Annotated in this window: 21 protein-coding genes; 10 read left to right on the top strand and 11 right to left on the bottom strand. The window is 65.1% G+C overall.

Annotation, left to right across the window (positions count from 1 at the left end):
- Positions 1-12 precede the first annotated feature (12 nt).
- The 3 genes from AC0L3A_RS15210 to AC0L3A_RS15200 all read right to left on the bottom strand — a co-directional run bounded on the left by AC0L3A_RS15210 (position 13) and on the right by AC0L3A_RS15200 (position 3,104).
- On the bottom strand, positions 13-1,620 hold the full coding sequence (locus AC0L3A_RS15210; RefSeq protein ID WP_007598122.1) for a Na+/H+ antiporter: 1,608 nt from the start codon (positions 1,618-1,620) through the stop codon (positions 13-15).
- 48 nt (positions 1,621-1,668) lie between these two features.
- The gene (bla, locus tag AC0L3A_RS15205) at positions 1,669-2,538 is read right to left on the bottom strand and encodes a class A beta-lactamase (RefSeq protein ID WP_007598118.1); all 870 of its coding nucleotides are present in this window, start codon (positions 2,536-2,538) and stop codon (positions 1,669-1,671) included.
- A gap of 191 nt (positions 2,539-2,729) precedes the next feature.
- Positions 2,730-3,104, bottom strand: coding sequence for a nuclear transport factor 2 family protein (locus AC0L3A_RS15200; RefSeq protein WP_007598116.1), 375 nt, complete (start codon positions 3,102-3,104; stop codon positions 2,730-2,732).
- A gap of 94 nt (positions 3,105-3,198) precedes the next feature.
- On the opposite strand from AC0L3A_RS15200, the gene AC0L3A_RS15195 reads away from it, so the two are divergent.
- Together AC0L3A_RS15195 and AC0L3A_RS15190 are read left to right on the top strand one after the other, a co-directional pair.
- The gene (locus tag AC0L3A_RS15195; protein WP_007598114.1) at positions 3,199-3,627 is read left to right on the top strand and encodes a GFA family protein; all 429 of its coding nucleotides are present in this window, start codon (positions 3,199-3,201) and stop codon (positions 3,625-3,627) included.
- A gap of 180 nt (positions 3,628-3,807) precedes the next feature.
- Positions 3,808-5,640 (top strand): caspase family protein, encoded by a 1,833-nt coding sequence (locus AC0L3A_RS15190; RefSeq protein WP_007598113.1) that lies wholly within the window; start codon positions 3,808-3,810, stop codon positions 5,638-5,640.
- 132 nt (positions 5,641-5,772) lie between these two features.
- Here AC0L3A_RS15190 and AC0L3A_RS15185 read toward each other — a convergent pair whose 3' ends face one another.
- Both AC0L3A_RS15185 and AC0L3A_RS15180 read right to left on the bottom strand, forming a co-directional pair.
- Positions 5,773-6,465, bottom strand: coding sequence for a DUF1345 domain-containing protein (locus tag AC0L3A_RS15185; RefSeq protein WP_007598111.1), 693 nt, complete (start codon positions 6,463-6,465; stop codon positions 5,773-5,775).
- 7 nt (positions 6,466-6,472) lie between these two features.
- Positions 6,473-7,396, bottom strand: a complete 924-nt coding sequence (locus tag AC0L3A_RS15180) for a polyprenyl synthetase family protein (RefSeq protein WP_007598109.1) — start codon at positions 7,394-7,396, stop codon at positions 6,473-6,475.
- A 160-nt stretch (positions 7,397-7,556) separates the two neighbouring features.
- Between AC0L3A_RS15180 and mtgA the strand changes: the two genes are divergently transcribed.
- From mtgA to AC0L3A_RS15165, 3 genes are all read left to right on the top strand, one after another.
- A complete protein-coding gene (mtgA, locus tag AC0L3A_RS15175; RefSeq protein WP_473254668.1) occupies positions 7,557-8,231 on the top strand; it encodes a monofunctional biosynthetic peptidoglycan transglycosylase in 675 nt (224 codons plus the stop codon).
- 170 nt (positions 8,232-8,401) lie between these two features.
- Complete coding sequence (gene rpmF, locus AC0L3A_RS15170; protein ID WP_007598106.1) at positions 8,402-8,584, top strand: 50S ribosomal protein L32; 183 nt, start codon at positions 8,402-8,404, stop codon at positions 8,582-8,584.
- A 142-nt stretch (positions 8,585-8,726) separates the two neighbouring features.
- A complete protein-coding gene (locus tag AC0L3A_RS15165; RefSeq protein ID WP_007598105.1) occupies positions 8,727-9,371 on the top strand; it encodes a hypothetical protein in 645 nt (214 codons plus the stop codon).
- A 1-nt stretch (position 9,372) separates the two neighbouring features.
- On the opposite strand, the gene AC0L3A_RS15160 is transcribed toward AC0L3A_RS15165, so the two are convergent.
- On the bottom strand, positions 9,373-9,633 hold the full coding sequence (locus tag AC0L3A_RS15160; protein WP_007598104.1) for a hypothetical protein: 261 nt from the start codon (positions 9,631-9,633) through the stop codon (positions 9,373-9,375).
- Between the two features lie 221 nt (positions 9,634-9,854).
- On the opposite strand from AC0L3A_RS15160, the gene AC0L3A_RS15155 reads away from it, so the two are divergent.
- Positions 9,855-11,549, top strand: a complete 1,695-nt coding sequence (locus AC0L3A_RS15155) for a bifunctional diguanylate cyclase/phosphodiesterase (protein ID WP_354166592.1) — start codon at positions 9,855-9,857, stop codon at positions 11,547-11,549.
- 17 nt (positions 11,550-11,566) lie between these two features.
- Here the strand turns inward: AC0L3A_RS15155 and AC0L3A_RS15150 are convergent, their stop codons facing one another.
- The 4 genes from AC0L3A_RS15150 to AC0L3A_RS15135 all read right to left on the bottom strand — a co-directional run bounded on the left by AC0L3A_RS15150 (position 11,567) and on the right by AC0L3A_RS15135 (position 17,830).
- Positions 11,567-14,434: a PAS-domain containing protein gene (locus AC0L3A_RS15150; protein ID WP_473254666.1), complete on the bottom strand. Its 2,868-nt coding sequence runs from the start codon at positions 14,432-14,434 to the stop codon at positions 11,567-11,569.
- A 228-nt stretch (positions 14,435-14,662) separates the two neighbouring features.
- Positions 14,663-15,538 carry an acyl-CoA acyltransferase gene (locus AC0L3A_RS15145; RefSeq protein ID WP_473254665.1) on the bottom strand — a complete coding sequence of 292 codons (876 nt, stop codon included), beginning with the start codon at positions 15,536-15,538 and terminating at the stop codon, positions 14,663-14,665.
- Positions 15,539-15,575: 37 nt separating this feature from the next.
- Complete coding sequence (locus AC0L3A_RS15140) at positions 15,576-16,556, bottom strand: amino acid--[acyl-carrier-protein] ligase (protein ID WP_473254664.1); 981 nt, start codon at positions 16,554-16,556, stop codon at positions 15,576-15,578.
- Positions 16,557-16,612: 56 nt separating this feature from the next.
- Positions 16,613-17,830 carry an acyl-CoA dehydrogenase family protein gene (locus AC0L3A_RS15135; RefSeq protein ID WP_473254663.1) on the bottom strand — a complete coding sequence of 406 codons (1,218 nt, stop codon included), beginning with the start codon at positions 17,828-17,830 and terminating at the stop codon, positions 16,613-16,615.
- Positions 17,831-18,185: 355 nt separating this feature from the next.
- Between AC0L3A_RS15135 and AC0L3A_RS15130 the strand changes: the two genes are divergently transcribed.
- From AC0L3A_RS15130 to mtnA, 3 genes are all read left to right on the top strand, one after another.
- Positions 18,186-18,458 (top strand): phosphopantetheine-binding protein, encoded by a 273-nt coding sequence (locus AC0L3A_RS15130; RefSeq protein ID WP_007598087.1) that lies wholly within the window; start codon positions 18,186-18,188, stop codon positions 18,456-18,458.
- A 124-nt stretch (positions 18,459-18,582) separates the two neighbouring features.
- Positions 18,583-19,458 (top strand): S-methyl-5'-thioadenosine phosphorylase, encoded by an 876-nt coding sequence (locus AC0L3A_RS15125; RefSeq protein WP_007598086.1) that lies wholly within the window; start codon positions 18,583-18,585, stop codon positions 19,456-19,458.
- Positions 19,459-19,476: 18 nt separating this feature from the next.
- Positions 19,477-20,586, top strand: a complete 1,110-nt coding sequence (gene mtnA / locus AC0L3A_RS15120; RefSeq protein WP_473254662.1) for an S-methyl-5-thioribose-1-phosphate isomerase — start codon at positions 19,477-19,479, stop codon at positions 20,584-20,586.
- 109 nt (positions 20,587-20,695) lie between these two features.
- Here the strand turns inward: mtnA and AC0L3A_RS15115 are convergent, their stop codons facing one another.
- Positions 20,696-21,331, bottom strand: a complete 636-nt coding sequence (locus AC0L3A_RS15115) for an HAD-IA family hydrolase (RefSeq protein ID WP_007598084.1) — start codon at positions 21,329-21,331, stop codon at positions 20,696-20,698.
- A 111-nt stretch (positions 21,332-21,442) separates the two neighbouring features.
- Between AC0L3A_RS15115 and AC0L3A_RS15110 the strand changes: the two genes are divergently transcribed.
- Positions 21,443-22,201 carry a S1 family peptidase gene (locus AC0L3A_RS15110; protein ID WP_473254661.1) on the top strand — a complete coding sequence of 253 codons (759 nt, stop codon included), beginning with the start codon at positions 21,443-21,445 and terminating at the stop codon, positions 22,199-22,201.
- The last annotated feature ends 38 nt before the right edge of the window (positions 22,202-22,239 follow it).

The raw sequence follows: 22,239 nt of genomic DNA, 5'->3' as shown, positions 1-22,239 counted from the left end.
AATGACGGGAATCTACAGCGGCCCTCCCCGGTACTCCCGGTTTGCCAAACTCGCCTCCTCCAGGTCCAGATCCCGCTCGATCCTCCGGCGCGTCTCGTCGGTGATCTGGCCGTCGCGCAGCAGGTCATGGATGAATTTGCGCTCGGCGGCGATCAGGTCGCGGGTCAGCGCGGTACCTGCGGCGGAGACGTCGTGGTGGGTGGGATCGAGCGAATCGGGCAGCTGGTTGACCCGGATCTCGTGGCGGGCGCGCAGGAGCCGCATCACCTCGTCCGACACGTCCTTCTCCTCGGTCAGCGCATCGAGCGACGTCAGGGCGGCATCGAGGGCCTGGCGCCGTGCCGCGATCTCGGACTCGTGCTCGGCGGCATGCTCGCTGCGGCCGGCGTCCGCGACACCGAGCCAACGCACCACCGGGGGCAGTGTGAGGCCGACGCCGATCAGCGTGATGAAGATGACACCGAAGGCAACGAACAGGATCAGGTCGCGAAACGGAAAGGCCTCGCCGCCCGGCAGCGTGAACGGCAGCGCCAGTGCCGCCGCCAGCGACACCGCGCCGCGCACGCCGGTGAACGCAAGCACGAACGGCCATTGCCATGGCGGTGACGGATCGCGCGCACGCAGCGACTTGCTGAGCATTCGTGGCAGATAGGTCGCGGGATAGAGCCAGGCGAAGCGTGCGATCACGACGACCGCCAGCACCACGGCGGTCGCAATCATGATGTCGTCGAGCGGGAACGCTTTCGACTTCTCGTAGAGCGCGCGCATCTGGAATCCGGTGAGCAGGAACAGCAAGCCCTCAATCAGATAGATCACGAGGTCCCAGAAGAAGATTCCTTGCAGGCGCGTCGATGCCGAGATCAGCAGCGGGCCGTTCCAGCTCACATAGAGGCCACAGGCAACGGTGGCGATCACGCCGGAGCCTCCGAGATGTTCGGGCAGCCAATAGGACACGTAGGGCGTGATCAGCGACAGCGTCAGCTCGACCTGCGGATCCCCCGACCATTTGCGGAAACGCAGGGAGAGCCAGCCGACACCAATGCCGAAGGCGATCTCCCCGGCGACGATGAGCAGGAACTCGCCGCCTGCCAGAGGCAGCGAGAAATGCCCGACCATGATTGCGGCGAGCGCGAACCGATAGAGGATCAGCGCGGTGGCGTCATTCGCGAGCCCTTCGCCTTCGAGAATGACCATGAGCCTGCGCGGCAGATGCAGCCGGCGCGCGATCGCGAGCGGCGCCACCACGTCGGGCGGCGCGACGATGGCGCCGAGCAGGAAGCCGATCGTCCAGGGCAGGCCGATCAAATAGTGGGTGGCGGTTGCGACCAGTGCTGTGGTGAAGATCACCGCGCCGACCGCGAGCATCACAATGGGGCGAAGATTCTTTTTGAATTCGCGCCAGCTCATCGCCACGCTCGCCGAATAGATCAGCGGCGGCAGCACCATCAGTAGCACCAGTTCCGGCGGTAGTTCGACCGGTGGCATGCCCGGCACGAAGGCGAGGCCGACGCCGGAGAGCATCAGCAGAATGGCAGGCGCGATGTTGAAGCGGCGGGCGACAAGCGCGGTGCCCGCCAGCACGGCGAGTAGGATGAGAAAGGTCTGAAATTTCGCTTCCATGATGATCTGTCTTCACCCGGAAGCGGCCGCAAGGTCAATGCGTGCGGCTTACGCCAGCCGCTCGGCCACGATGTGCCCGATGCGTGCGAACACGGCTTCGATCTGTGCCGCGCTCGGCGTGCCGCCCTGGGTATAGGCCGCGATCAGGATCGGGGCATCGGGTTTCGTATCGGGCTTGGGCCAGGCCACCGCGATGTCGCCCGAGGCGTCCTTGCCGTTGTTGCCGGTCTTGTCGCCGATCTTCCAGCTTGCGGGAAGCCCGCCGCGCAGCCGGTTCGCGCCGGTCTTGCAACCCACCAGCCAGTCCGTGAGCTGCGCACGCGAGGTCGCCGACAGCGCCTCGCCCGTCACAAGCCGGCGCAGATTGCCTGCCATCGCCGCCGGCGTCGTGGTGTCGCGGGGATCGCCGGGCGGTGAGCGGTTGAGCTCGGGCTCGTTGTGGTCGAGCCGTGAGGTGGTGTCGCCGAGCGACCGCCAGAACGCGGTGAGTGCGGCGGGACCGCCGATCCGCGCCAGCAGCAAATTGGCGCAGGTGTTGTCGCTGAGCTCGACGATCGCCTTGCACATCTCGGTGACCGACATTGCGCCGGCGGCAATGTTTTGCTTGGCGACCGGTGCGTACTCCAGCAGGTCGGCCTTGCCGTACGGGATCATGGCCGCAAGCTGATCCTCGCCACGATCGACCCGCGCCAGTACGCAGGCCGCGAGCGAAGCCTTGAATGTCGAGCACATGACGAACCGTTCGTCGGCGCGCCATGCGAGCTTCGCGCCGGTCGCGAGGTTCTCGGCATAGACCCCGATCCGGCCGCCGCTCTCGCGCTCATAGGCTTCGAGTTCAGGTAGCGCGTCCGCGGCGAGCGCGGGAGAGGCGGCAATCCAGCACAGCGAGGCAAGCAGCGAACGGCGGTCGAGAAGCATGGGGAACCTTTTGAGCGAGGCGGGCGGGGTGGAGATGCGGCATGCACTCCATCCGCATCATCATTGCGAGCGCAGCGAAGCAATCCAGTCTGCCTCCGCGGAAAGACTCTGGATTGCTTCGCTGCGCTCGCAACGACGGAGGATGTGGGACGAGTGCGCCCGATTTCGGGCAGCGGAAGATTAGGCCCCCCTCACTCCCGCAGATCATACCGATAAGACTTCGATACGATCTGCCAGCCGTCGGCGAGCTTCATCGCCACCAGATAGTCCGTGAAAAAACGCGGCGGCAGTTGGCATCGGACCTTGATGAAGGCGGTCTTGTCGTCGGAACGGTCGATCGTGACGATGAAATCCTCGCGCGGCTTGCCTTCGGCCTTGCCGGAGGGACGCTTGCGCACGCGGTCGAGCCAGTCCGGCACGGTCAGCACCTGCAGCTCACCCTTCTCGACCCAGCGCAAATCGGCGGAGGGATGGAAGATGGCGCCGAGCTTTTCGGCATCGCCCTCATAAAGTCCGTCGAAATAGGATTGCACGACGGCTTCGACACTCGAACGGTTCTGGCTCATGGGTCATCCCTTTGAATGATGGCTCGGGGCGAACTTAGTCGTACACGTCAAAATGCGCTATGGGAGTGCGTACCATTTGCGCGAGGACACTGTGATGACCGGATCAGAGAATTCGAACGCTCGTATCCTGGTCGGCGAATGCTACTGCCGCGCCGTGCGCTACGAGGTGGCGGACGCGTTCTCTTATGCGATGAACTGCCACTGCTCGGATTGCCGCCGCACCACCGGCGCCGCCTTCAAGCCGTTCGCCGGTATCGAGCAGGGCAAGCTCCGCATCGTCAGCGGCGAGAACCAGCGCACCATCTACGGCGACGACACCACCCATGACGCCCACTGCGCCCGCTGCGGCTCGCTGCTTTATTCCCGGGTGCGCGAGGGAAAATGGGTCCATGTCGCCATGGGAACCCTGGTCGATGCCCCCTCGATCCGACCGAGCGCCCACATTTTCGTGGGCTCGAAGGCGCCTTGGCACGAGATTACGGATAATCTGCCGCAATATCGGGGCCACGTGGGAGATGCCTGAGGGAATCTGCTGTGCACTCGTTTCTCGGCGAACCGCGGCCGGACTGGCGCGACAAACAAAAGGGGCCTTTCGGCCTGCCGCTGGCACCACCTTCGTGACCTCCGTCACAAGCGTCCGCGACGGACCCTGCTAAAGCCGTCCCAAAGGGGCTCGAACGGCCCTGAACCCGGAAGTCGTGTCATGCGCAAATTGCTCAGACTTTGCCCCCTTCTCCTCGCCGTCGCGCTGCTATTCGGCACCGGGCCCGCTTTCGCCGGAAAGCGCGTCGCGCTGGTGATCGCCAACTCCGCCTACCAGCATGCGCCGTCGCTGACGAACCCCGTCAATGACGGTTCGGTGATGGCCCGGACGCTGAAGGAGGCCGGGTTCGACATCGTCGATTCCCGGCACGACCTGACGGCGCAGGAAACCCGACGCGTGCTGCGCGAATTTGCCGACGGGACCCGCGATGCCGATATCGCCGTGGTCTATTATGCCGGCCACGGCATCGAGGTCGAAGGCTCGAACTATCTGATCCCTGTCGACGCCAAGCTGGAGCGTGACACCGACGTCTTTGACGAGGCGCTCTCCCTCGACCGCGTCCTGGTCGCGGTCGAACCGGCCAAGCAGCTTCGCCTGGTGATCCTGGACGCCTGCCGTGACAATCCGTTCGGCAAGACCATGAAGCGCACGGTCGCGTCGCGCGGCATCGGCCGCGGCCTCGCCCAGGTCGAGCCGACCAGCCCCAACACGCTGATCGCCTATTCGGCCAAGGCCGGCTTCACGGCGCAGGATGGCGACGGTGCGAACAGCCCCTTCACCGTGGCGCTGTCCAAGCATCTGACGACGCCGGGCCTCGACGTCCGCCGCGCCTTCGGCTTCGTGCGCGACGACGTGCTCAAGTCGACAGGTAACAAGCAGGAGCCGTTCGTCTATGGCTCGCTCGGCGGCGAGGACGTGCCGCTGGTGCCGGTCAAGGTGACGGCTGCGGCTCCCGCCGCGCCCGCGCCGAACCCGCAAGCCGACATCCGCCGCGATTACGAACTCGCGCTCCAGGTCGGCAACAGGCCGGCATGGGAGGCGTTCCTTGCCCAGCATTCCGACGGCTTCTATGCGAGCCTTGCCAAGCTTCAGCTCGAAAAAATCGGCGCCGAGCAGGCTCATGCGGCGGCCACCGAGAAGGCGAAGCAGGCCGAGGCCGAGCGCGATCGTCTTGCCGCACTTGGCGCGCAGAAGGATACGCAGGCCAAGGCAGTCGCCGATGCGAAGGCCGCCGAGCAGGTACAGCTTGCGGCGCAAAGGGCCAAGGAGCAGGCGCAGCAGCAGGCGGCCGCCGCCGAGCAGCAGCGCGTCAATCTCGCCGCCGCGGCGCCGAGTGCGGCGCCAGCCACCACGGCGAGCCCCGCCGGCACAAACGTCGCGTCGCTGACGCCGGCCACCGCGCCGGCCGATCTCAGCCGCTCGGTGCAGACCGAACTCGGCCGCGTCGGCTGCTTCTCCGGCGCCGCCGACGGCAACTGGACCGCGTCCGCGCAGCGCTCGTTGTCGCAGTTCAACCGTTATGCCGGCACCAAGCTCGACGTGAAGGTGGCGAGCACCGATGCGCTCGACACGGTCAAGTCGAAGCAGTCGCGCGTCTGTCCGCTGGTTTGCGAGCACGGCTTCAAGACCGACGGCGACAAATGCACCAAGATCGTCTGCCGTGATGGTTATGCGGTCAACGACGACAACGAGTGCGAGAAGCAGCGTGCCGCCAAGCCTGCGACCGCCAAGCCTGCGACCGCAAAGCGTGACGATGGCGACGAGCGTCCCGCGCGGCAGCGTCGTCAAGCCGGCGGTGAGGCTGCCGGAGCGGCCGGCGGCTTTGGTGGCGCTGCGGGCATCGCTGCTGCCGCTGGCGCCAGCCGCCGCTCGAGCGGCGGACAGCTATTCTGCAATAGCGCCGGCTGCCGTCCGGTCAACCGCGGCTGCCATCTCGAATATCGCGGCGGCGGCGGCCCCGGCAACGATGCCAATGCCGAGGTGTGTAATTAACTCCCAATGTCGTCCTGGCGAAAGCCAGGACCCATTACCCCAGGGAGAAGTTGCGGCGCCGAGGAGCCAACCACCAGTCTTCGCAAAACCACGGCCGGTGGCAATGGGTCCTGGCTTTCGCCAGGACGACGACTACGTCGAGATCGCGCTCGCCGCGATGTTGACCGTCAGCGCCAGCAAGGCCGTATTGTAGATGAATGAGACGATGCCGTGCGCGGTCGCGGTGCGGCGGATGGTCTTGTCGGAGATGCCGACGTCGGAGACCTGCGCGGTCATGCCGATCACGAACGAGAAATAGACGAAGTCCCAATAATCCGCGTGGTCTTCCTTGTCGCCGCTGGGAAACTGAAGGCCGCCCGGCGTGGCGTGCCGGTAATAATCATGCGCGTAATGCAGGGCGAAGATCGTGTGCACGGCGGCCCACGACAACACGATGGTGGTGATTGCGATGCTCAGCTCCAGGACGCCGCGATGCGGCGTTCCAAGCTCGGAGACGATCGCGGCGATGCTGGCGAAGGCGCCGATCGCCGTCACCAGCAGGATCACGAAGCGGCCATCGTCCTGCATCGCTGCGGCGCGGCGGATGTGCTGGTGGTCGTTGCATAGCATCATCGCGTAGACCAGCACCAGATAAACGGCGATCAACGCATCCCAGCCGAACAGAAGCCGCGTGACCAGCCGGTGCGAACCCGGGATGAGCAGGCAGACGAGAATACCAACAGCAAGCGACATGAACGTCCGCGGACGCGCATAAATCAGCCGCATCGGCCGCGACATCTTGCGAAAGCGGGCGAGGGCGGGGTCTTCCTTGCTGCCGCCCGCCATCGCGCTATCAGCTCTTCCGTTCGGCCACGAACCGCGCAGCCGCTTGCAGCACGGCGGCCCGTTCGCCGAAGATCGACACGGCGCTGTCGGCGCGCGCGAGCAGGTCGCGCACGCGCTGCTTGGCGCCTTCGATGCCGAGCTGGGTGACGAAGGTGGTCTTGCCGAGCGCTGCATCAGCGCCGGCAGGCTTGCCGAGCGCGGCGGCATCGCCTTCGACGTCGAGCAGGTCGTCGGCGATCTGGAAGGCTTCGCCGAGCGCGCGGCCGTAATCGTCGAGCGCCTGATATTCCTTTTGTGAGGCCTGGCCGAGGATCGCGCCGGCGACGCAGCCGTAGCGCAGCAGCGCGCCGGTCTTCATCTGCTGAATGCGGGCGACGTCGATCGGCTCGTTGCCGCCAAAGCGGCCTTCGCCGGCGAGGTCGAGAATCTGGCCGCCGACCATGCCGCCGATGCCGGCGCAGCGCGCCAGTGCGCGCGTCAGCAGGAGCCGCACATTGGCGTCGCGATGGATCTCGTCGCGGGTGATGATGTCGAAGGCGAGCGTCAACAGGCCGTCGCCCGCGAGGATCGCGGTCGCGTCGTCGGTCTTCTTGTGCAGGGTCGGGCGCCCGCGGCGCAGGTCCGAATTGTCCATCGCCGGCAGATCGTCGTGGATCAGCGAATAGCAGTGGATGCATTCGAGCGCCGCACCGGCGAGCAGTGCGGCTTCGCGCGACACGCCGAACACGGCCGCGCTTTCGACCACCAGGAACGGCCGCAAGCGCTTGCCGCCATTGAGGCTCGAATAGCGCATTGCGTCCATCAGTCGCTTGGGACGGGCGATCTCATCGTGCAGGATGTCGTCCGACAGCAGGCGCCCGAGCAGGGCCTCGGTGTCATCAGCGGTCTTGTCCAGACGTTTGGCGAAATCGGACGGGGACGTGCCGGTCATCAAGAAGGGCTCCAGAACTAAAATTCGGCGGGACAATCCTTTATGCGCCCGCCTCAGTCAATCGTTTGGAAGGCCTAAAAAGTGCTGGAAAAGGCCCGAATTATCACAGACTTAATGCCGGGCCCGTGGCCGCGTTTCGTTCTGCGCCGGAAAGGTTGATTTGCGCGTCGTCAAAACCCTTCTCCTGGTGCTCGCGGTCGCGGCTCTCGCGCCCTATTTCATCGCGCCGTTCTACCGTGCCGGCCATCCCGTTTCGGCGCTGATGGTCTGGCGCTCGCTTCGGGGTGCGCCGATGCAGCGGGCATGGATCGATCTGGCGGCGATGTCGCCCTCGCTGCCACGCTCGGTGGTGGCAGCCGAGGACGCCCATTTCTGCAAGCATCACGGCATCGACTGGGGTGCGCTGCGTGAGGCGATCGACGATGCGAAGGAGGACGGCACCCCGTTCCGGGGCGCTTCCACCATCACCCAGCAGGTGGCGAAAAACTTGTTCCTCTGGCAGGGGCGGGACTTCGTCCGCAAGGCGCTGGAATTTCCGTTGGCGCTGTGGATCGATCTCGTCCTGCCGAAGGCACGTATCCTGGAGATTTACCTCAACATCGCCGAACTGGGACCACAGGGCCAGTTTGGGGCCGAGGCGGCCAGCGCCTATGCTTTCGGCAAGTCGGCGGCGAACCTCTCCCCCCGGGATGCGGCGCTTCTGGCCTCGATCCTGCCGAATCCGGTCAAACGCAGCGCCAGGACGCCGGGACCGGGTGTCCGGCGGCTGGCCGGGACCTATGTGGCGAGGGCGCAGGCCAGCTCGCTTTCGACCTGCTGGCGGGAGAATCGCTGATTTCGGGTCCTTTTCGGGCGCATTTTCCGGCCCCAGAGCCCTAGATTTAAGGCAGGCCTTCCTCTATAAGCCCGGCCTTGACCGGCATTCAGCTCGCCTCGGTTTGCGGGTGCTGAGCCGTCCCTCCGCGGACGATGCCCTGATGACACCAATCCCTAGAGGATACTGAAATGGCCGTTCCGAGAAGAAAAACCTCGCCGTCGCGCCGTGGCATGCGCCGCTCGGCTGACGCCATCAAGAAGCCGACCTATGTGGAAGACAAGGATTCCGGCGAGCTCCGTCGTCCGCACCATCTCGACCTCAAGACCGGCATGTACAAGGGCCGTCAGGTCCTGAAGAAGAAAGAGTCCTGAGTTCGGACCTTTCTTTGGGCAGGACGATCGGGCCTGCCTGATTTCGGCCAACCCATGAGATATGACAGTGACGGCGGCGGAGCTAATGCTTCGCCGCCGCATTGTCCTGTCTGGATATCTTGATCGAGAAGGCATTTCGCCGATGGTCGGTTTCCCGCTGCTCCTGATCCCGCTCGCGGTCTACAACATCATCGCTTTCCTGATGCCGAGCGTGTCCTTTACGGACGTGCTGTTCAAGGTGCCGATGATCACGGGCGAGGCCTGGCCGGTCACGCTCGCCGACGTGATGCTCGCGCTAGGTGTCGTGCTGCTGCTGCTCGAAGTGGTCAAGGGCGCGCGGCCCGGTTCGAAATTCCTGATGGATCATTTGCTGTCACTGATCGTGTTCGGCGCGGCTGCGGCCGAATTCGTGATGTGGCCGAAATTCGGCAACTCCACCTATTTCCTTCTGGTGCTGCTCGCGATGGCCGATTTCCTCGGCGGCATCGCCCAGCGTACCCGCCGCCGCGTGGCTTATGTCGCCGAGACCGCACCAGCGCCGCGCAAGGCCAGGCGTCAGGCCGAGACGCCGGCAGATGAAGGGACGTTCGAGCCCAAGTTCGAGCCAGTGCCCGCTCCGCAACCAGCTCCGGCGGAGCCGCCCGCGCCTACGGCACAATCGGTCGCCGAATCCGTGCTGATGGATCACCCGGCGCCGAAGCCTGTGAGTACGCCTTCGCCGGAAATTCCCTCGCCGCATTTGCAGCCGGGCAACGGCACCCAGCCGTCTCCCGACGCGCCGCGCTGATTCAAGCCACCTGCCGCGTGCGCGCGGTGACGCTCGGAAGCGGGCGCTTGCTGCCATAGGCGACCTGCGCATCCCCGGAAGACGCGCGGCGGAGCCGGGTCGCCTGGGGTAGGTGCTCGGCATTGGCGATGAGCTGGGTGACGAAGCTGGGATCGGGGCGCGGCAGCGGTGCCTTGTGGACCCACTGCAGAATCGGCATCAGCGGCACCAGAGCCGAGCCCGTGCTGTTGTCCGAGGCGTTCGATCGATCGGTACTCAACATCGCAATCACCGTTGACCCGGCGAAGATCGTCTCGTTTCGAGACGCTGGCGCCGGTGCGTGTCATGTACTCGCAAGGCCTATGCCGGGCGGGCCGGTTTGGTTCCTGCGCGTGAGGAAACGTGGTTTCCAAATTGTTTATCAACTTTGCCTAGGGTCAATGGCGAATCTGGCTTTATCCTGTGCCGACTCAGGACTCCCCGCTGTCCCGAAACGAGGCGATTTTGACCCCCGCATTGCCGCAAGCCTCCGACATCCTGGCCGCCCTCGGCCAGGCCGTGTTCGCCTGGGACATCGCTAGCGATGCCATCGTTTGGGGTGAGCAGGTCGGCGCCATCTTTCCTGGCATTCCCCCTGAACGGCTGGCCACCGGCGCCGAATTCGCCAGGCTGATCGAGCCCGCGCAATCGCTGCGGACCGCCGCGCTGGCGCAGACCTCGGCCGTGCACGGCGCCGACGGCACCCCCTACCGGATCGAGTACGGCGTGCGCATGAGCGCCGCCGATCCCGTGGTCTGGATCGAGGAGACCGGCCGCTGGTTCGCCGGCCCCGACGGCCGCCCGGTGCGTGCGATCGGCTCCGTCCGCATCAACAATGAACGCCACGCCCGCGACGAGGAACTGACGAAGCTGGCCCGGCTCGATCCGCTGACCGGCGAGCTCAATCGCTCGCATCTGATCGCCGCGCTGGCCGAGGCCATCGAGGAGACGACCCGTTTCCGCTCGACCGCGGCCTTCATGCTGGTCGGCATCGATCATCTCGCGCGTGTCAACGAGGCCTTCGGCTTCGACGTTGCCGACGCCGTGATACTCGACGTCGCCACGCGCATTCGCGCGCGCTTGCGCGGTGGCGACGTGCTCGGCCGCTTCTCCGGCAACAAGTTCGGCCTGATCCTGAAGAATTGCACCGTCGACGACATGAACGTCGCCGCCGAGCGCTTCCTCGCCGGCATCCGCGACGAGGTGGTGCCGACCAAATCCGGGCCGGTGTCGGTCACCGCCTCGATCGGTGCGGTCAGCGTGCCGCGCTATGCCCGCAACACCGATGAAGCCGTCAATCGCGCCCACGAGACCCTGGACACGGCGAAACAACGCCGCGTTGGCTCGTTCGCAACCTGGCGCCCGGATGCCGCGCGCGACGCCCAGCGCCGCGTCAACATCCGCGTCACCGACGAGATTGTCACCGCACTGAATGAGCGCCGCATCAAGCTCGCTTATGAGCCGGTGGTCGCTGCCCTCTCGCGCGAGTGCGCCTTTCACGAATGCCTGGTGCGAATGGACCAGGGCGACGGCCAGGTGCTGCTTGCGCCCGACATCGTGCCGGTCGCGGAACGGCTCGGCCTGATCCGCCTGGTCGATCACCGCGTGCTCGAGCTCGTGGTCGCCGAGCTCGCGGCCGCGCCCGACATCTGCCTCAGCCTCAACATCTCCCCGGACACCACCATGGATCCGGATTGGTGGGCCGGAATCGAATCGCTCATGCGTGCCCATCCCGGCGTCGCCGAGCGGCTGATCGTCGAGATCACCGAAACCGTCGCGATCCAGGACATCGACGACGTGCGCGGCTTCGTCACCCGGCTGAAGAATTTCGGCAGTCGCATCGCCATCGATGATTTCGGCGCCGGCTACACCTCGTTCCGCAATCTGCGCAAGCTCGGCGTCGACATCGTGAAGATCGACGGCGCGTTCGTGCAGAACATCACTCGTTCGGCCGACGACCGCGCCTTCGTGCAGACCCTGATCGACCTCGCCCGCCGCCTCGACATCAAGACGGTGGCCGAATGGGTGCAGGACGAAGAAGCTGCGAACATGCTGCGCGACTGGGGCTGCGACTACATCCAGGGCCGCCTGATCGGGCTCGCCTCAGCCGATCGCCCCTGGGGCGCGCCGCCGGACAGCGTGCTGCCCGCGGCAGGATAGGAGTCTGAGCCGGATCCCTACGCCACGCGCCGAACGGTGTTCAGGCGCTCGATGACTCGCACGACCTCCGCGGCCGGTGAGGGCTTGCCGAAATAATATCCCTGAACGGCGGTGCAGCCGCATTCGCGGACGGCGTCGAGTTGTTCAATCGTCTCGACACCCTCCGCCGTGGTCTCGACGTTGAGCACCGAGCCGAGGCTGGCGATGGTGCGGACGATCGCCATACTCTCAGGGCTTTCACTGAGCGTGCCGACGAAGGAGCGGTCGATCTTGATGCGATCGAACGGAAACTTGCGCAAATAGCTCAGCGAAGAATAGCCGATGCCGAAATCGTCCAGGCTGACGCGCACGCCCAACGCGCGCAGCTGGTGCAGGATCTCGATCGTCGCCTCGCTGTCGTCGAGCAGCGCCGTCTCGGTGACCTCGAGCTCGAGCCGATGCGGCGGCAGGCCGGCCTCCGCAAGCGCGCTCGTGACCATTGCCACCAGCCCGCGCGAGCGGAACTGAACCGGCGACAAATTCACCGCGACGGTGAGATCGGGCCAGGTCGCTGCGGTCGCGCAGGCCGTGCGCAGCACCCATTCGCCGATCGGAACGATCAGCCCGGTCTCTTCCGCGATCGGAATGAATTCGGCCGGCGAGACGAGGCCGCGCGAAGGATGTTTCCAGCGCAGCAGCGCCTCGAAGCCGGTAAGTTCGGTGGTGTCGAGCCGCACCTGCGGCTGGAATGCGAGGTGGAATTCACGGGCCTCCAGCGCGCCGCGCAGATCGTGCTCGAGCGCGTGCCGGCTGCGAGCCTCTTTCTCCATTTCGGGCTCGAACAGCTGATAGGCGCCGCACCCCTTGGCCTTGGCCTGGTACAGCGCGAGGTCGGCGCATTTCATCAGCTCGTCGGCGTCGAGCCCATGATCGGGCGCGATTGCGATGCCGACCGAGACGCCGACATGCATCGACTGGTGCTCCAGCGGCGGCGGGTGACCGATGATCTCCACCAGGCGGCGTGCGAGCCTTTCCGCCGATTGCGGCTGCGGTCCGCGCTGGAGAACCGCGAACTCGTCGCCACCGAGCCGCGCGACGGTGTCGTGCTCGCCGACATTCTCCTGCAGCTGCGCCGCGACCCACCGCAACAGCCGGTCGCCGGCCGCGTGGCCGAGGCGGTCGTTGACGGTCTTGAAATTGTCGAGGTCGAAGCACAGCACGGCCATCGCGCCGCCGGCGATCGCGACCTGGTTCAGCCCCTCGCCCATCTTCTCGCGGAACAGCGTGCGATTGGGCAGGTCGGTGAGCGAATCGTGCCGCGCCATGTGCGCCACGCGGGCCTGGGCCTTGTGGCGTTCGGTGACGTCCTCATAGGTGACGACCCAGCCGCCATGCTCCATTCGCTTGTGATTGAGCTTGATGATGCGGCCGTCGCCCAAATAGCGGTGCAGCGTGTGCTCGCCCTCGCGCAGCCTCTCGACATAGTCGGCATAGAGCCGCGCGGCGGTGGTCTTTGGATGGATGCCGAGCTCGCAGCTGTGCTCCATGATCTCGCGCATGGACACACCCGGCTTCACCAATTCGGGCGACAGTCCGTACATTTCGATGTAGCGCCGATTGCAGACAATGACGCGCAAGTTCGAATCGAGCATGCACAGGCCCTGGCTCATGTTGTTCAGGGCCGCGTCGAAGCGTCGATACTGCTCGCTCAACTCCTCGACTGCGTGCTCGCGTTCGGTGATGTCCTCGTAGGTGGACACAAAACCACCTTCGGCCAGGGCGCAATAGCGCACCGAGATCGTAGTGTCGTTCGACATCCGCCGGCGTATCGGCGAGGAGTTGCGGTCTGCAATCCTTGCGCTGGCGGCTTCCAGGAGTTGTTGCGGACTATACTCGGACGAGAACGCGCCGTTTGCCATCGAGCGTTCGATCAGTTCGCCGAGATGCGTGCCTGGCTTGGCTTCCTCCGGCGACAGCCGATAGATCTTTCGGTAGGTGGTGTTGCAGACGCGCAGGCGCATGTCGCTGTCGTAGAAGGCGAGTCCGTGCGCCATGTTCTCCAGCGCCGCATCGAGCATGAAGTTCTGCTGCCTCAGCATCTCCTCGTATTGCAGCCGCTCGGTGACGTCTTCGTGCACCGTCACCCAGCCGCCGTCGGGCAGAAAACGGGAAACCACCTGCACCATCCGTCCGTCATAGCGCATCACCAGCAGGGTTTTCGTCGTCCTGGTGCGCACGTCCTCCAGCCTGGTGTCGTGGAATTCGTCGGCCGACATCCCCGGCAGGTTGCCGCGCGAAAGCCAATGATCGATGGTCGCGCCGTGCGTGACGCCCGGCTTCACGATGTCCGCGTCGAGATTGTAGAGCTTCAGGAAACGTTCGTTGCAGACGACGACACGGCTGTCGGCGTCGTACATGATCAGCCCGTGCGACATGTTGGCGAGCGCGTGCTGGCTGCGCTCAGTCTGCACGCGCAGCTCCGCCTCGACCCGGGCGAGGCGGCTGACGTCGTCGCATATCGTCATCCAGCCGCCGCCGGGAAACGGCTTCAGCTCGAGCGCCATGACGAGGCCGCTTGCAAGCGTCTGTTCAGTCCGGAACGGCTGGCCGGTCGCGATCCGCGCCATGCGCGCGGCATAAAGTGTGTCGACTTCGTCTGCGGGGATATTGCCAAGGGCCACGCTGTGGGCGAGCACGTCGCGGTAGGTCGTGCCGACCCGCACGATGTCGGCCGACATGTTGAACAGCGCAAGGTAGCGCTGATTGACCAGCACGATCCGGTTGCCGGCATCGTAGACGCAGACGCCTTGCTCCATGTGGTCGAGCGCAAGCTGGCTCAGCCCGACCAGGGCCTTCGGGCCTTGCTCGCGGCGTGCATCAAGCTCGTTGTCGCGCATCGACGTCATGGGGCGGCGGGGTCTCGGCGGGCAATAGACCTAACGCAAGGTAATTCGGTCGCCGAGGCTAGCGAAGAGGCGGGAAAATTCCCTTAAGCGCCGTAGTTTACGGAGGGTGACCAGCATCGCAGTGATGCGTGCGAATGTGGAGGGGCGTGCAGGCACGCGTCGCGCCGGTCGACCTGCGCAATTGCGCGTTAGGCCCTAATGACATCGAATGTCTGGCCCAAACGGCGCCTACGGCCCGTACAGCACGAGTTCCGTATCCGTGAGGTCGGCGAGCTGCGGCCGGTGTGGGCCTTTGAAATATTTGCGGCCGCGACGCTCGGTATAGATGCCGACGAGGCCGGGAACCGGGCCGTTGGAATCGACGGCGACCGCGATCTTGCCGAGCCGCAGCAGCAGCCGGCCGATGCGGCCCGCGCATTCGGTGTATTCGGCCGCGTTGCGGCAGTAGATCAGCTTCATCGCGGGTGGCGCAATGATGCCACGGCGGATGCGCACCGGTTGCAGGATGAAGGGGAACGCTCCTTTCGGCGTGCGGCAGACGACGCTGAGGCAATTGTAGCGCGCATGCCGCGTCAAGAGATCGGTCTCGGCATCGGAAAGCCCGTCGATCGTCTTGGCGTGCTGCGAGATGACCTCGATCTTGCTCCAGCGTGGGACGCGCGCCAGCGCAGGGACGGAAAAGAATATGCCGCGGCAATAGGCGCGAAAGCCCTGCGTCTCGATGATCGGCCAGGTCCAGGGCGCCGGGCTGATGTTGAGATAGGTGACGTCCTTGTGACGTTGCGCGATCTTGGTCAGGAGCGGGGCGTAATTGCGGTAGGCCGGGTCGACGTACCAGCTCGACAAATTGCACTGGATGGCGGTCTCGTCGCCGTCCCTTCGCGCCGTATAGATCAGCAACAGCACGCCGACCGGCGTACCATCATTGTCGAGCATGTAGCCGAAGCGCGGGTAGCCGTCCGGTACGGGTCGGAAGGCTTGCCGGCGCAGGCCCTGGATCCAGTAGCTGCGCGAGCGGCCGACGAAGCCGCGCGTCAGCAAGTCCGCGACCGCATCGACGTCGGCCTCGGTGATCTCGCGGCATCGGACCTTGGTATGGATCACGCTCGTCTTTCCCGTGGAAATGACCGGCCTCGTTCCGCTAGCGCCAGCCTTCGCCGTGGGCATCGGCCGCGATCTGCGGCTGCAGGCCCATGATCTCCCGCACCTTGGCGGGCCATGCGGAAGGGTCGGTGCCGTGGGTGTGGAACATGGCGACGGCCAGACGGTCCATGCCGAAGGCGACGCAGCCGGTGTGGGCCGGCTCGCCATGGGCGTCCTTGATGTCCCAGGTCGTGCCGAAATGCTCGCGGTGATAATTGAAGCTCATGCAGGCGGTCGGCTGCTCTTCCGAGCGCAGCGGGATCAGCAGTTCGAACTTGAGCTGCTGCTGCTTCTGGCTCACCGCCTTCATCTGACCGACGCGGCCGAAGAACGGATCGCTCGCATAATCGACGCGGAAGGTGAGACCGAGATCGGTCGCAATCGCCTGCGCCCGCACCATCCAGCGCTCGCGGAAATCGGCGACGTCATCGGGGCTGCCGATGCAGACATATTCCCGCATCCGGAACGATTGCAGCCGGTCGAGATGTTTTGACGGTTCACGGCGGAAGCAGTCGGCGGCGACGTCGAAGCGCAGCCCACCCTTCGGCAACTGGCCGCGGCTCGCCGCGATCGGATAGACGGGATAGCAGGCCGCCGGCGACAGCACGAGGTCTGCCGGCGAGAGCGAGCTGGTCCAGTCGCCGCCGGCATCGAAGCGGCTGACCGCGGCGTTGATCTCGCGCTCGGTGCCGTGCAGGCCGCAGACGCAACCGAGCAGGTTCGGAAAGCTCTTGAGGTAGCCGGACTTCTCGAGCTGTGAACGGCTCATCACCGGCGGGAAGCGCATCACTTCGGTGCCCGCCTCGCGATGGCTCGTAATCAGTGCGGCGAGCTTTTCGACGATGCCCTCGTAGAGCGCGGTGCGGGCATAGACGCCGTCCGAGCCCATCGGGTGGAACAGCTTCCCGGCGAGATGATCCAGCGGATCCGCGATTTGCGGGGCGGTCTCGGGTGAATTGGGGAGGACGGCAATGTTCATGGGTCGATATCCTGCTATCTCGAAATTATTCTTGTTGGTTTAGTCGTGAATGCACGTCAGTCGTGAAGGCTCAGTGGCACGCCGCTCATCAGGGTCGATGTCGCGGCATTGGCCAGAATGCGGTCGTTGTTGATCATGATCGGCGACGACAGCACGTCGCGCAGGTGGCGGCCCATGGTGAACTCACCGTCGTTGCGGTAGCCGGAAAGGCCTGCGGTGCGCATCGCATGCATCACGGTCTCGACCGCGAGCTCCGAGGCCTGCACCTTCAGAAGCGTAATCGAAGACTGGAAGTCGAGCGAGCCGAGCGCGCGTTCGTCGTGCTCGGCGCGAGCAAAGGCGTCGATATTGGCTGATATCAGCGCCCGCAGCTTGGCCAGCGACATCTTGGCGGCGGTGAAATGCGCGGCTGCCGGAGGCATCTGTCCGCCTGAGCTGCGGGCGGCCTTGCGAACGAAGGTCTGCGCACGGGTGACGGCGGCTGCACCGATACCAGCCCAGGCCGAGGACCAGCACAGATGTGCGAACGGCGTCATGGTCTGGGCGTGGATCTTGTCGTAGGATTCCGGGAAGACGCGGTCGGTCGGGCAGTCGACCTTCAGCTCGAAGCCGGTCGAGCAGGTGCCGCGCATGCCGAGCGTTTCCCAGCCCAGCGTCCGCTTCAGCGAATAATCGTCCCTGGCGAGCGCCAGCAGTACCTGGTCAGACGCAGAAGCGTCTGTGGCGCGGCGGGCGATGGTCACGAGGCCGTCGGCCTCGGCGCCGTAGGAGATCACGGTGGCGTCGCGCAGCAGCGAGACAGTGTCGCCGGCGACGTCGACGGCGGCGGCGCTAGCGCGGATGTTGCCGCCGTTCTGGCCTTCGGTGGTGGAGGAGGCGAGCAGCCACTGGTCGCGCGCGACCCGGCGCATCATGGTTTCCATCCAGGGAATGCCGTGACCGTGCCTGACGACGCAGGCGACCTTTGTCGTGTGCATCGCGTAGATCATCGCCGTGGAGGCGCAGGCGCGTCCGAGCGTGTAGCAGACGTCGGTGAGGTCGTGGATCGAGGCACCGAAGCCGCCGAACTCGACCGGGATCATGACGCCGAGCAGCTTCTGCTCACGCGCAACCTCGAAAGCCTTGTGGGGGAAGCGGGCATCGCGATCGACCCCGTCTGCGTCGGCAGCCGCCACGGTGGCGGTCCGGGCGGCGCGCTCAATGAGAGAGGGACCCTGCTCGAGAAAGCTCGTCTGCGTCTCGTCGACAGTGAGGACTGCTTCACGCACGTTCATACTCGTCCGCCTCCGGTTTGCCGTTCAGGATCGCCGGCATCATTCGCGATGCCGCAAGCGATCCTCCGACCATCTTTGCTTATGAGATGAGGCTACGGATTTAATTCAAATTCGTCGATGAAATAGAGGGTAAACAAAGGCCAATTCCGAACGAACAGTTAAGTTCGGGTTGTTTGCATCGCCCGGATTTCCGCGGTCGCGTTAGGGATCTGTAAGAAGCCGGAATTCCAGACAATCTGAGTCATCGTTTACTAAGAAACGCGAAGTAATGGTGGCGTCCATTGCGGGATCGGCCCGCCGTGCCCATCGTAGCCGGCAACCGGTCCGACCTTTGTCGACAGATGGGAATTTACCGATGCAGGCTTTCGATACCGAGTTGCGCAATCGCATCATCAAGCTGGTGAAGGGCATCCTCGCCCAGAACTCGCTCTCCGCTGAGGTCGCGCCGCAGGCCAAGCTCGTCGACGTCGGCCTGACCTCGATGGACATGGTCAATCTGATGCTCGGCGTCGAAGCCGAGTTCGACTTCACGATTCCGCAGTCCGAGATCACACCGGAGAACTTCCAGTCCGTCGAGACGCTGGAGCGCATGGTCGCGACCCAGCTGCAGTCGGCGGCCGCGGCATAATCAGGAGTGCTGGCGCGCATCCTCCTGACGGCACTTCCTGATCCCATCCCCCGTTCCAAAACCGATGTAAAACTGGCATAGCTTCCTCTCGGGATTGCGATGGCGCAAACGGGGTGGAGCAGGCATGGCGCAGGCGGTATTGGGCATCATCGGCGGCTCCGGCATCTACGATCTGCCGGGGCTGGAGGACGCTCGCGAAGAGGTGATCAGGAGCCCCTGGGGCGAGCCGTCGGCGCCCCTGCGGCGCGGCTCCATTGCCGGCCTGCCGATCGTGTTCCTGCCGCGCCACGACAAGGGCCACCGGCTGTCGCCCTCCGATATCAATTATCGCGCCAATATCGACATCCTCAAGCGCGCCGGCGTCACCGACCTGATCTCGCTGTCGGCCTGCGGCTCGTTCAGGGAGGAGCTGCCGCCGGGAACCTTCGTTCTCGTCGACCAGTTCGTCGATCGTACCCACAAGCGCGAGAGCTCGTTCTTCGGGAGGGGATGCGTCGCGCATGTGTCGATGGCGCACCCGGTCTCGCCGCGGCTGCGCATCCATCTTGCCACGGCGGCCGAAGCCGAGGGCATCGCGTTTGCGCGAGGCGGCACCTATGTCTGCATGGAGGGGCCGCAATTCTCGACCTATGCGGAAAGCATGACCTACAAGACGCTGGGCTATTCCGTGATCGGCATGACCAACATGCCCGAGGCGAAACTCGCGCGTGAGGCCGAGCTTTGCTACGCCACCGTTGCGATGGTGACGGATTTCGATTGCTGGCATCCCGATCACGACGCCGTCACCGTGCAGGACATCATCCGCGTTCTGAGCTCGAACGCCGACAAGGCAAAAGCGCTGGTGGCGCGGCTGGCGAAAGACTTCCCGCGCGAGCATGAGCCGTGCCCGATCGGCTCGGACCGCGCGCTCGATACCGCGCTGATCACCGCGCCCGAGGCGCGCGATCCCGAGCTCCTGAAGAAGCTCGATGCGGTGGCCGGGCGCATCCTGCGGACGTGATACGAAAGGCAGAATGCCATGAAAGTCGACGGCAAGCATTTCCGCAGCATCTGGCGTGAGCGCGACGGCTGGTCGGTCGGCGCGATCGACCAGCGCCGGCTGCCGCATGAGTTCATCGTTGCGAAGCTGACCTCATGCGAGGACGCGGCCCTCGCCATCCGCGACATGCTGGTGCGCGGTGCGCCGCTGATCGGCGCGACCGCAGCTTACGGCGTGGCGCTCGCAATGCGCGAGGACGCTTCCGACGCCGGTCTGAAGCGCGCCTACGACACGCTCGTGGTGGCGCGGCCGACGGCGATCAATCTTAAATGGGCCCTGGACGAGATGCGCGCGAGCCTCGCGCCGATCGATCCGCTGGAGCGCGCCGAAGCTGCCTATGCGCGCGCCGACGAGATCGTCGAGCAGGACGTCGAGATCAACCGCGGCATCGCCGGCAATGGCCTGAAACTCATCGAGGCGATCGTCGCAAAAAAGAAGTCGGGCGAGACCGTCAATGTGCTGACCCATTGCAACGCCGGCTGGCTTGCGACCGTCGACTGGGGCACGGCGACAGCGCCGATCTATCTGGCGCATGAGCGCGGCATCAAGGTCCATGTCTGGGTCGACGAGACGCGTCCGCGCAACCAGGGCGCCTCGCTCACGGCCTGGGAGCTCGGCCATCACGGCGTGGCGCATACGGTGATTCCGGACAACACCGGCGGGCATCTGATGCAGCACGGCATGGTCGATCTCGCCATCGTCGGCACCGATCGCGTTGCTGCCAATGGCGACGTCTGCAACAAGATCGGCACATATTTGAAGGCGCTCGCCGCGCACGACAATAACGTGCCGTTCTATGTCGCGCTGCCGTCGCCGACGATCGACTTCGCCGTCGATGACGGCATCCGCGACATCCCGATCGAGCAGCGCAGCGGCACGGAAGTCACCGACATGACCGGCCGCACTGCGGACGGAAGACTTGAGACCGTGCGCATCGTGCCGGAGGGCTCGCCGGTCGCGAATTATGCCTTCGACGTCACCCCGGCGCGGCTCGTCACCGGCCTCATCACCGAGCGCGGCGTGCTGAAAGCCGATCGCGCGTCACTTGCCGCGGCGTTTCCGGAGCGGATCGCAGCCGCGGCGGAGTAGCGTTCGTAGGGTGGGGCAAAGGCGCATCGCGCCGTGCCCACCATATTCATTCCGGGCCGCGCGAGCTTTGGTGGGCACGCTTCGCTTTGCCCACCCTACGGTTCACCGCCTAGCTCAGCTTCAATCCCGTCGCGGCCTCGAGCTCAGCGATCGCCTGGGCGCCGCTGGTGACCTTGATCGTCGTCATGCCCATCTCGCGGGCCGGCTTCAGATTGACGCCGAGATCGTCGAGATAGACGCAATTCTTCGGATCGACCTTCAGCGCCTCGACCATCAGCTGATAAATGCGCGGGTCGGGTTTGCGCAGGCCGATCTTGGCGGACTCGATCACATGATCAAACAGCACCATCACCTCGGCGACATAGAGTGAGCGCCCGGTCATGCTGCCGATCGCATTGGCCGGCAGATTGTTGGTAATGCAGCCGGTCTTGAATTGCGCCTTGATGCGCTTCAGCGCTTCGACCATCTCGGGGCGCAGATCCCCCTGAAGCAGCGGGAGCACATCGCGGCCGCGCACCTCTGCGCCGAGCGCCAGCGATTCCGTCGCGAACAAATGATCGAACGTGTCGATGTCGACCTCGGCGCGCTCGAACTTGGCCCATGCATTTTCCAGATGATTGGCGGCGTTGGTGCGCCGGATGATGTCGATGGGCAGGCCACGCTCTGTCTCGAACCGCGTGAACGCCTCAAACGGCGAACTCGTCAGCACGCCGCCAAAATCAAAGATCACAGCCTCGATCGTCAAGATCCCGCCCTCGTCAATTCCTTTCCAAGAGCGCTAGCATGCGCTATCGGCAAGGGCCAGTCCGAAGCCATCCCACCGCCGTCAGCGATGCCGATACCAAAGCGTGTTCCCATGAAAAAGCTTGTAACCATCATCGCAACCGCGCTGCTGCTCGCCACGCCCGCTTATGCCATCGTTGGCGGCGGCACGCCGCAGGCCGATGGCGTCGCGCGCGCCGTCGTCACGATCGTCGGCTCGCGCGGTAATTTCTGTACCGGCACCCTGGTTGCGCCAAAGCTGGTGCTCACCGTTGCCCACTGCGTGCAGCCCGGCGCGGACTACAAGATCGTCGATCGCGGCACCGACGGGCAGCCGCAGCTGCTGAATGTCCGCACCGTCGCGATCCATCCGAATTTCAACATGCAGGCGATGCAAGCGCATCGCGCTACCGCCGACCTGGCGCTTCTGCAATTGGAAATTCCACTCAAGGGAAAATCGACGGTGCCGGTCGGTGCGCCGAATATTCCGATCCAGGTCGGCAGCCGCTTCGTCATCGCCGGTATTGGCGTCACCGTGCGTGGCGACGGCAAGAGTGGCGGCGCGACGCGTATTGCCGGCCTCGTCGCGACGGGGCAGCCCGGCACGCTCCAGATCAGGCTGGTCGACCCCGTAACCAACGGTGTTCGCGACGGAATTGGGGCTTGCACCGGTGATTCCGGCGGTCCCGTGTTCGAGGACAAGCCGACCGGAGCCGTGCTCGTCGGCGTCATCAGTTGGTCCACGGGGCCGAACGGAGCCGCCGGCTGCGGCGGGCTGACCGGCGTCACGCCGCTCACGCTCTATCGCGACTGGATCTTGCAGACCGCGCGGATCTGGGGTGCGGCGCTGTGATTTGACCGCGCCCTGATCTATGTCATCTTGAAGCGGAA

The sequence above is a fragment of the Bradyrhizobium sp. MI1.3 genome, assembly GCF_055811695.1.
Note: the sequence above shows the minus strand (reverse complement) of the source record. Positions and strands in the feature narration are given on the sequence as shown.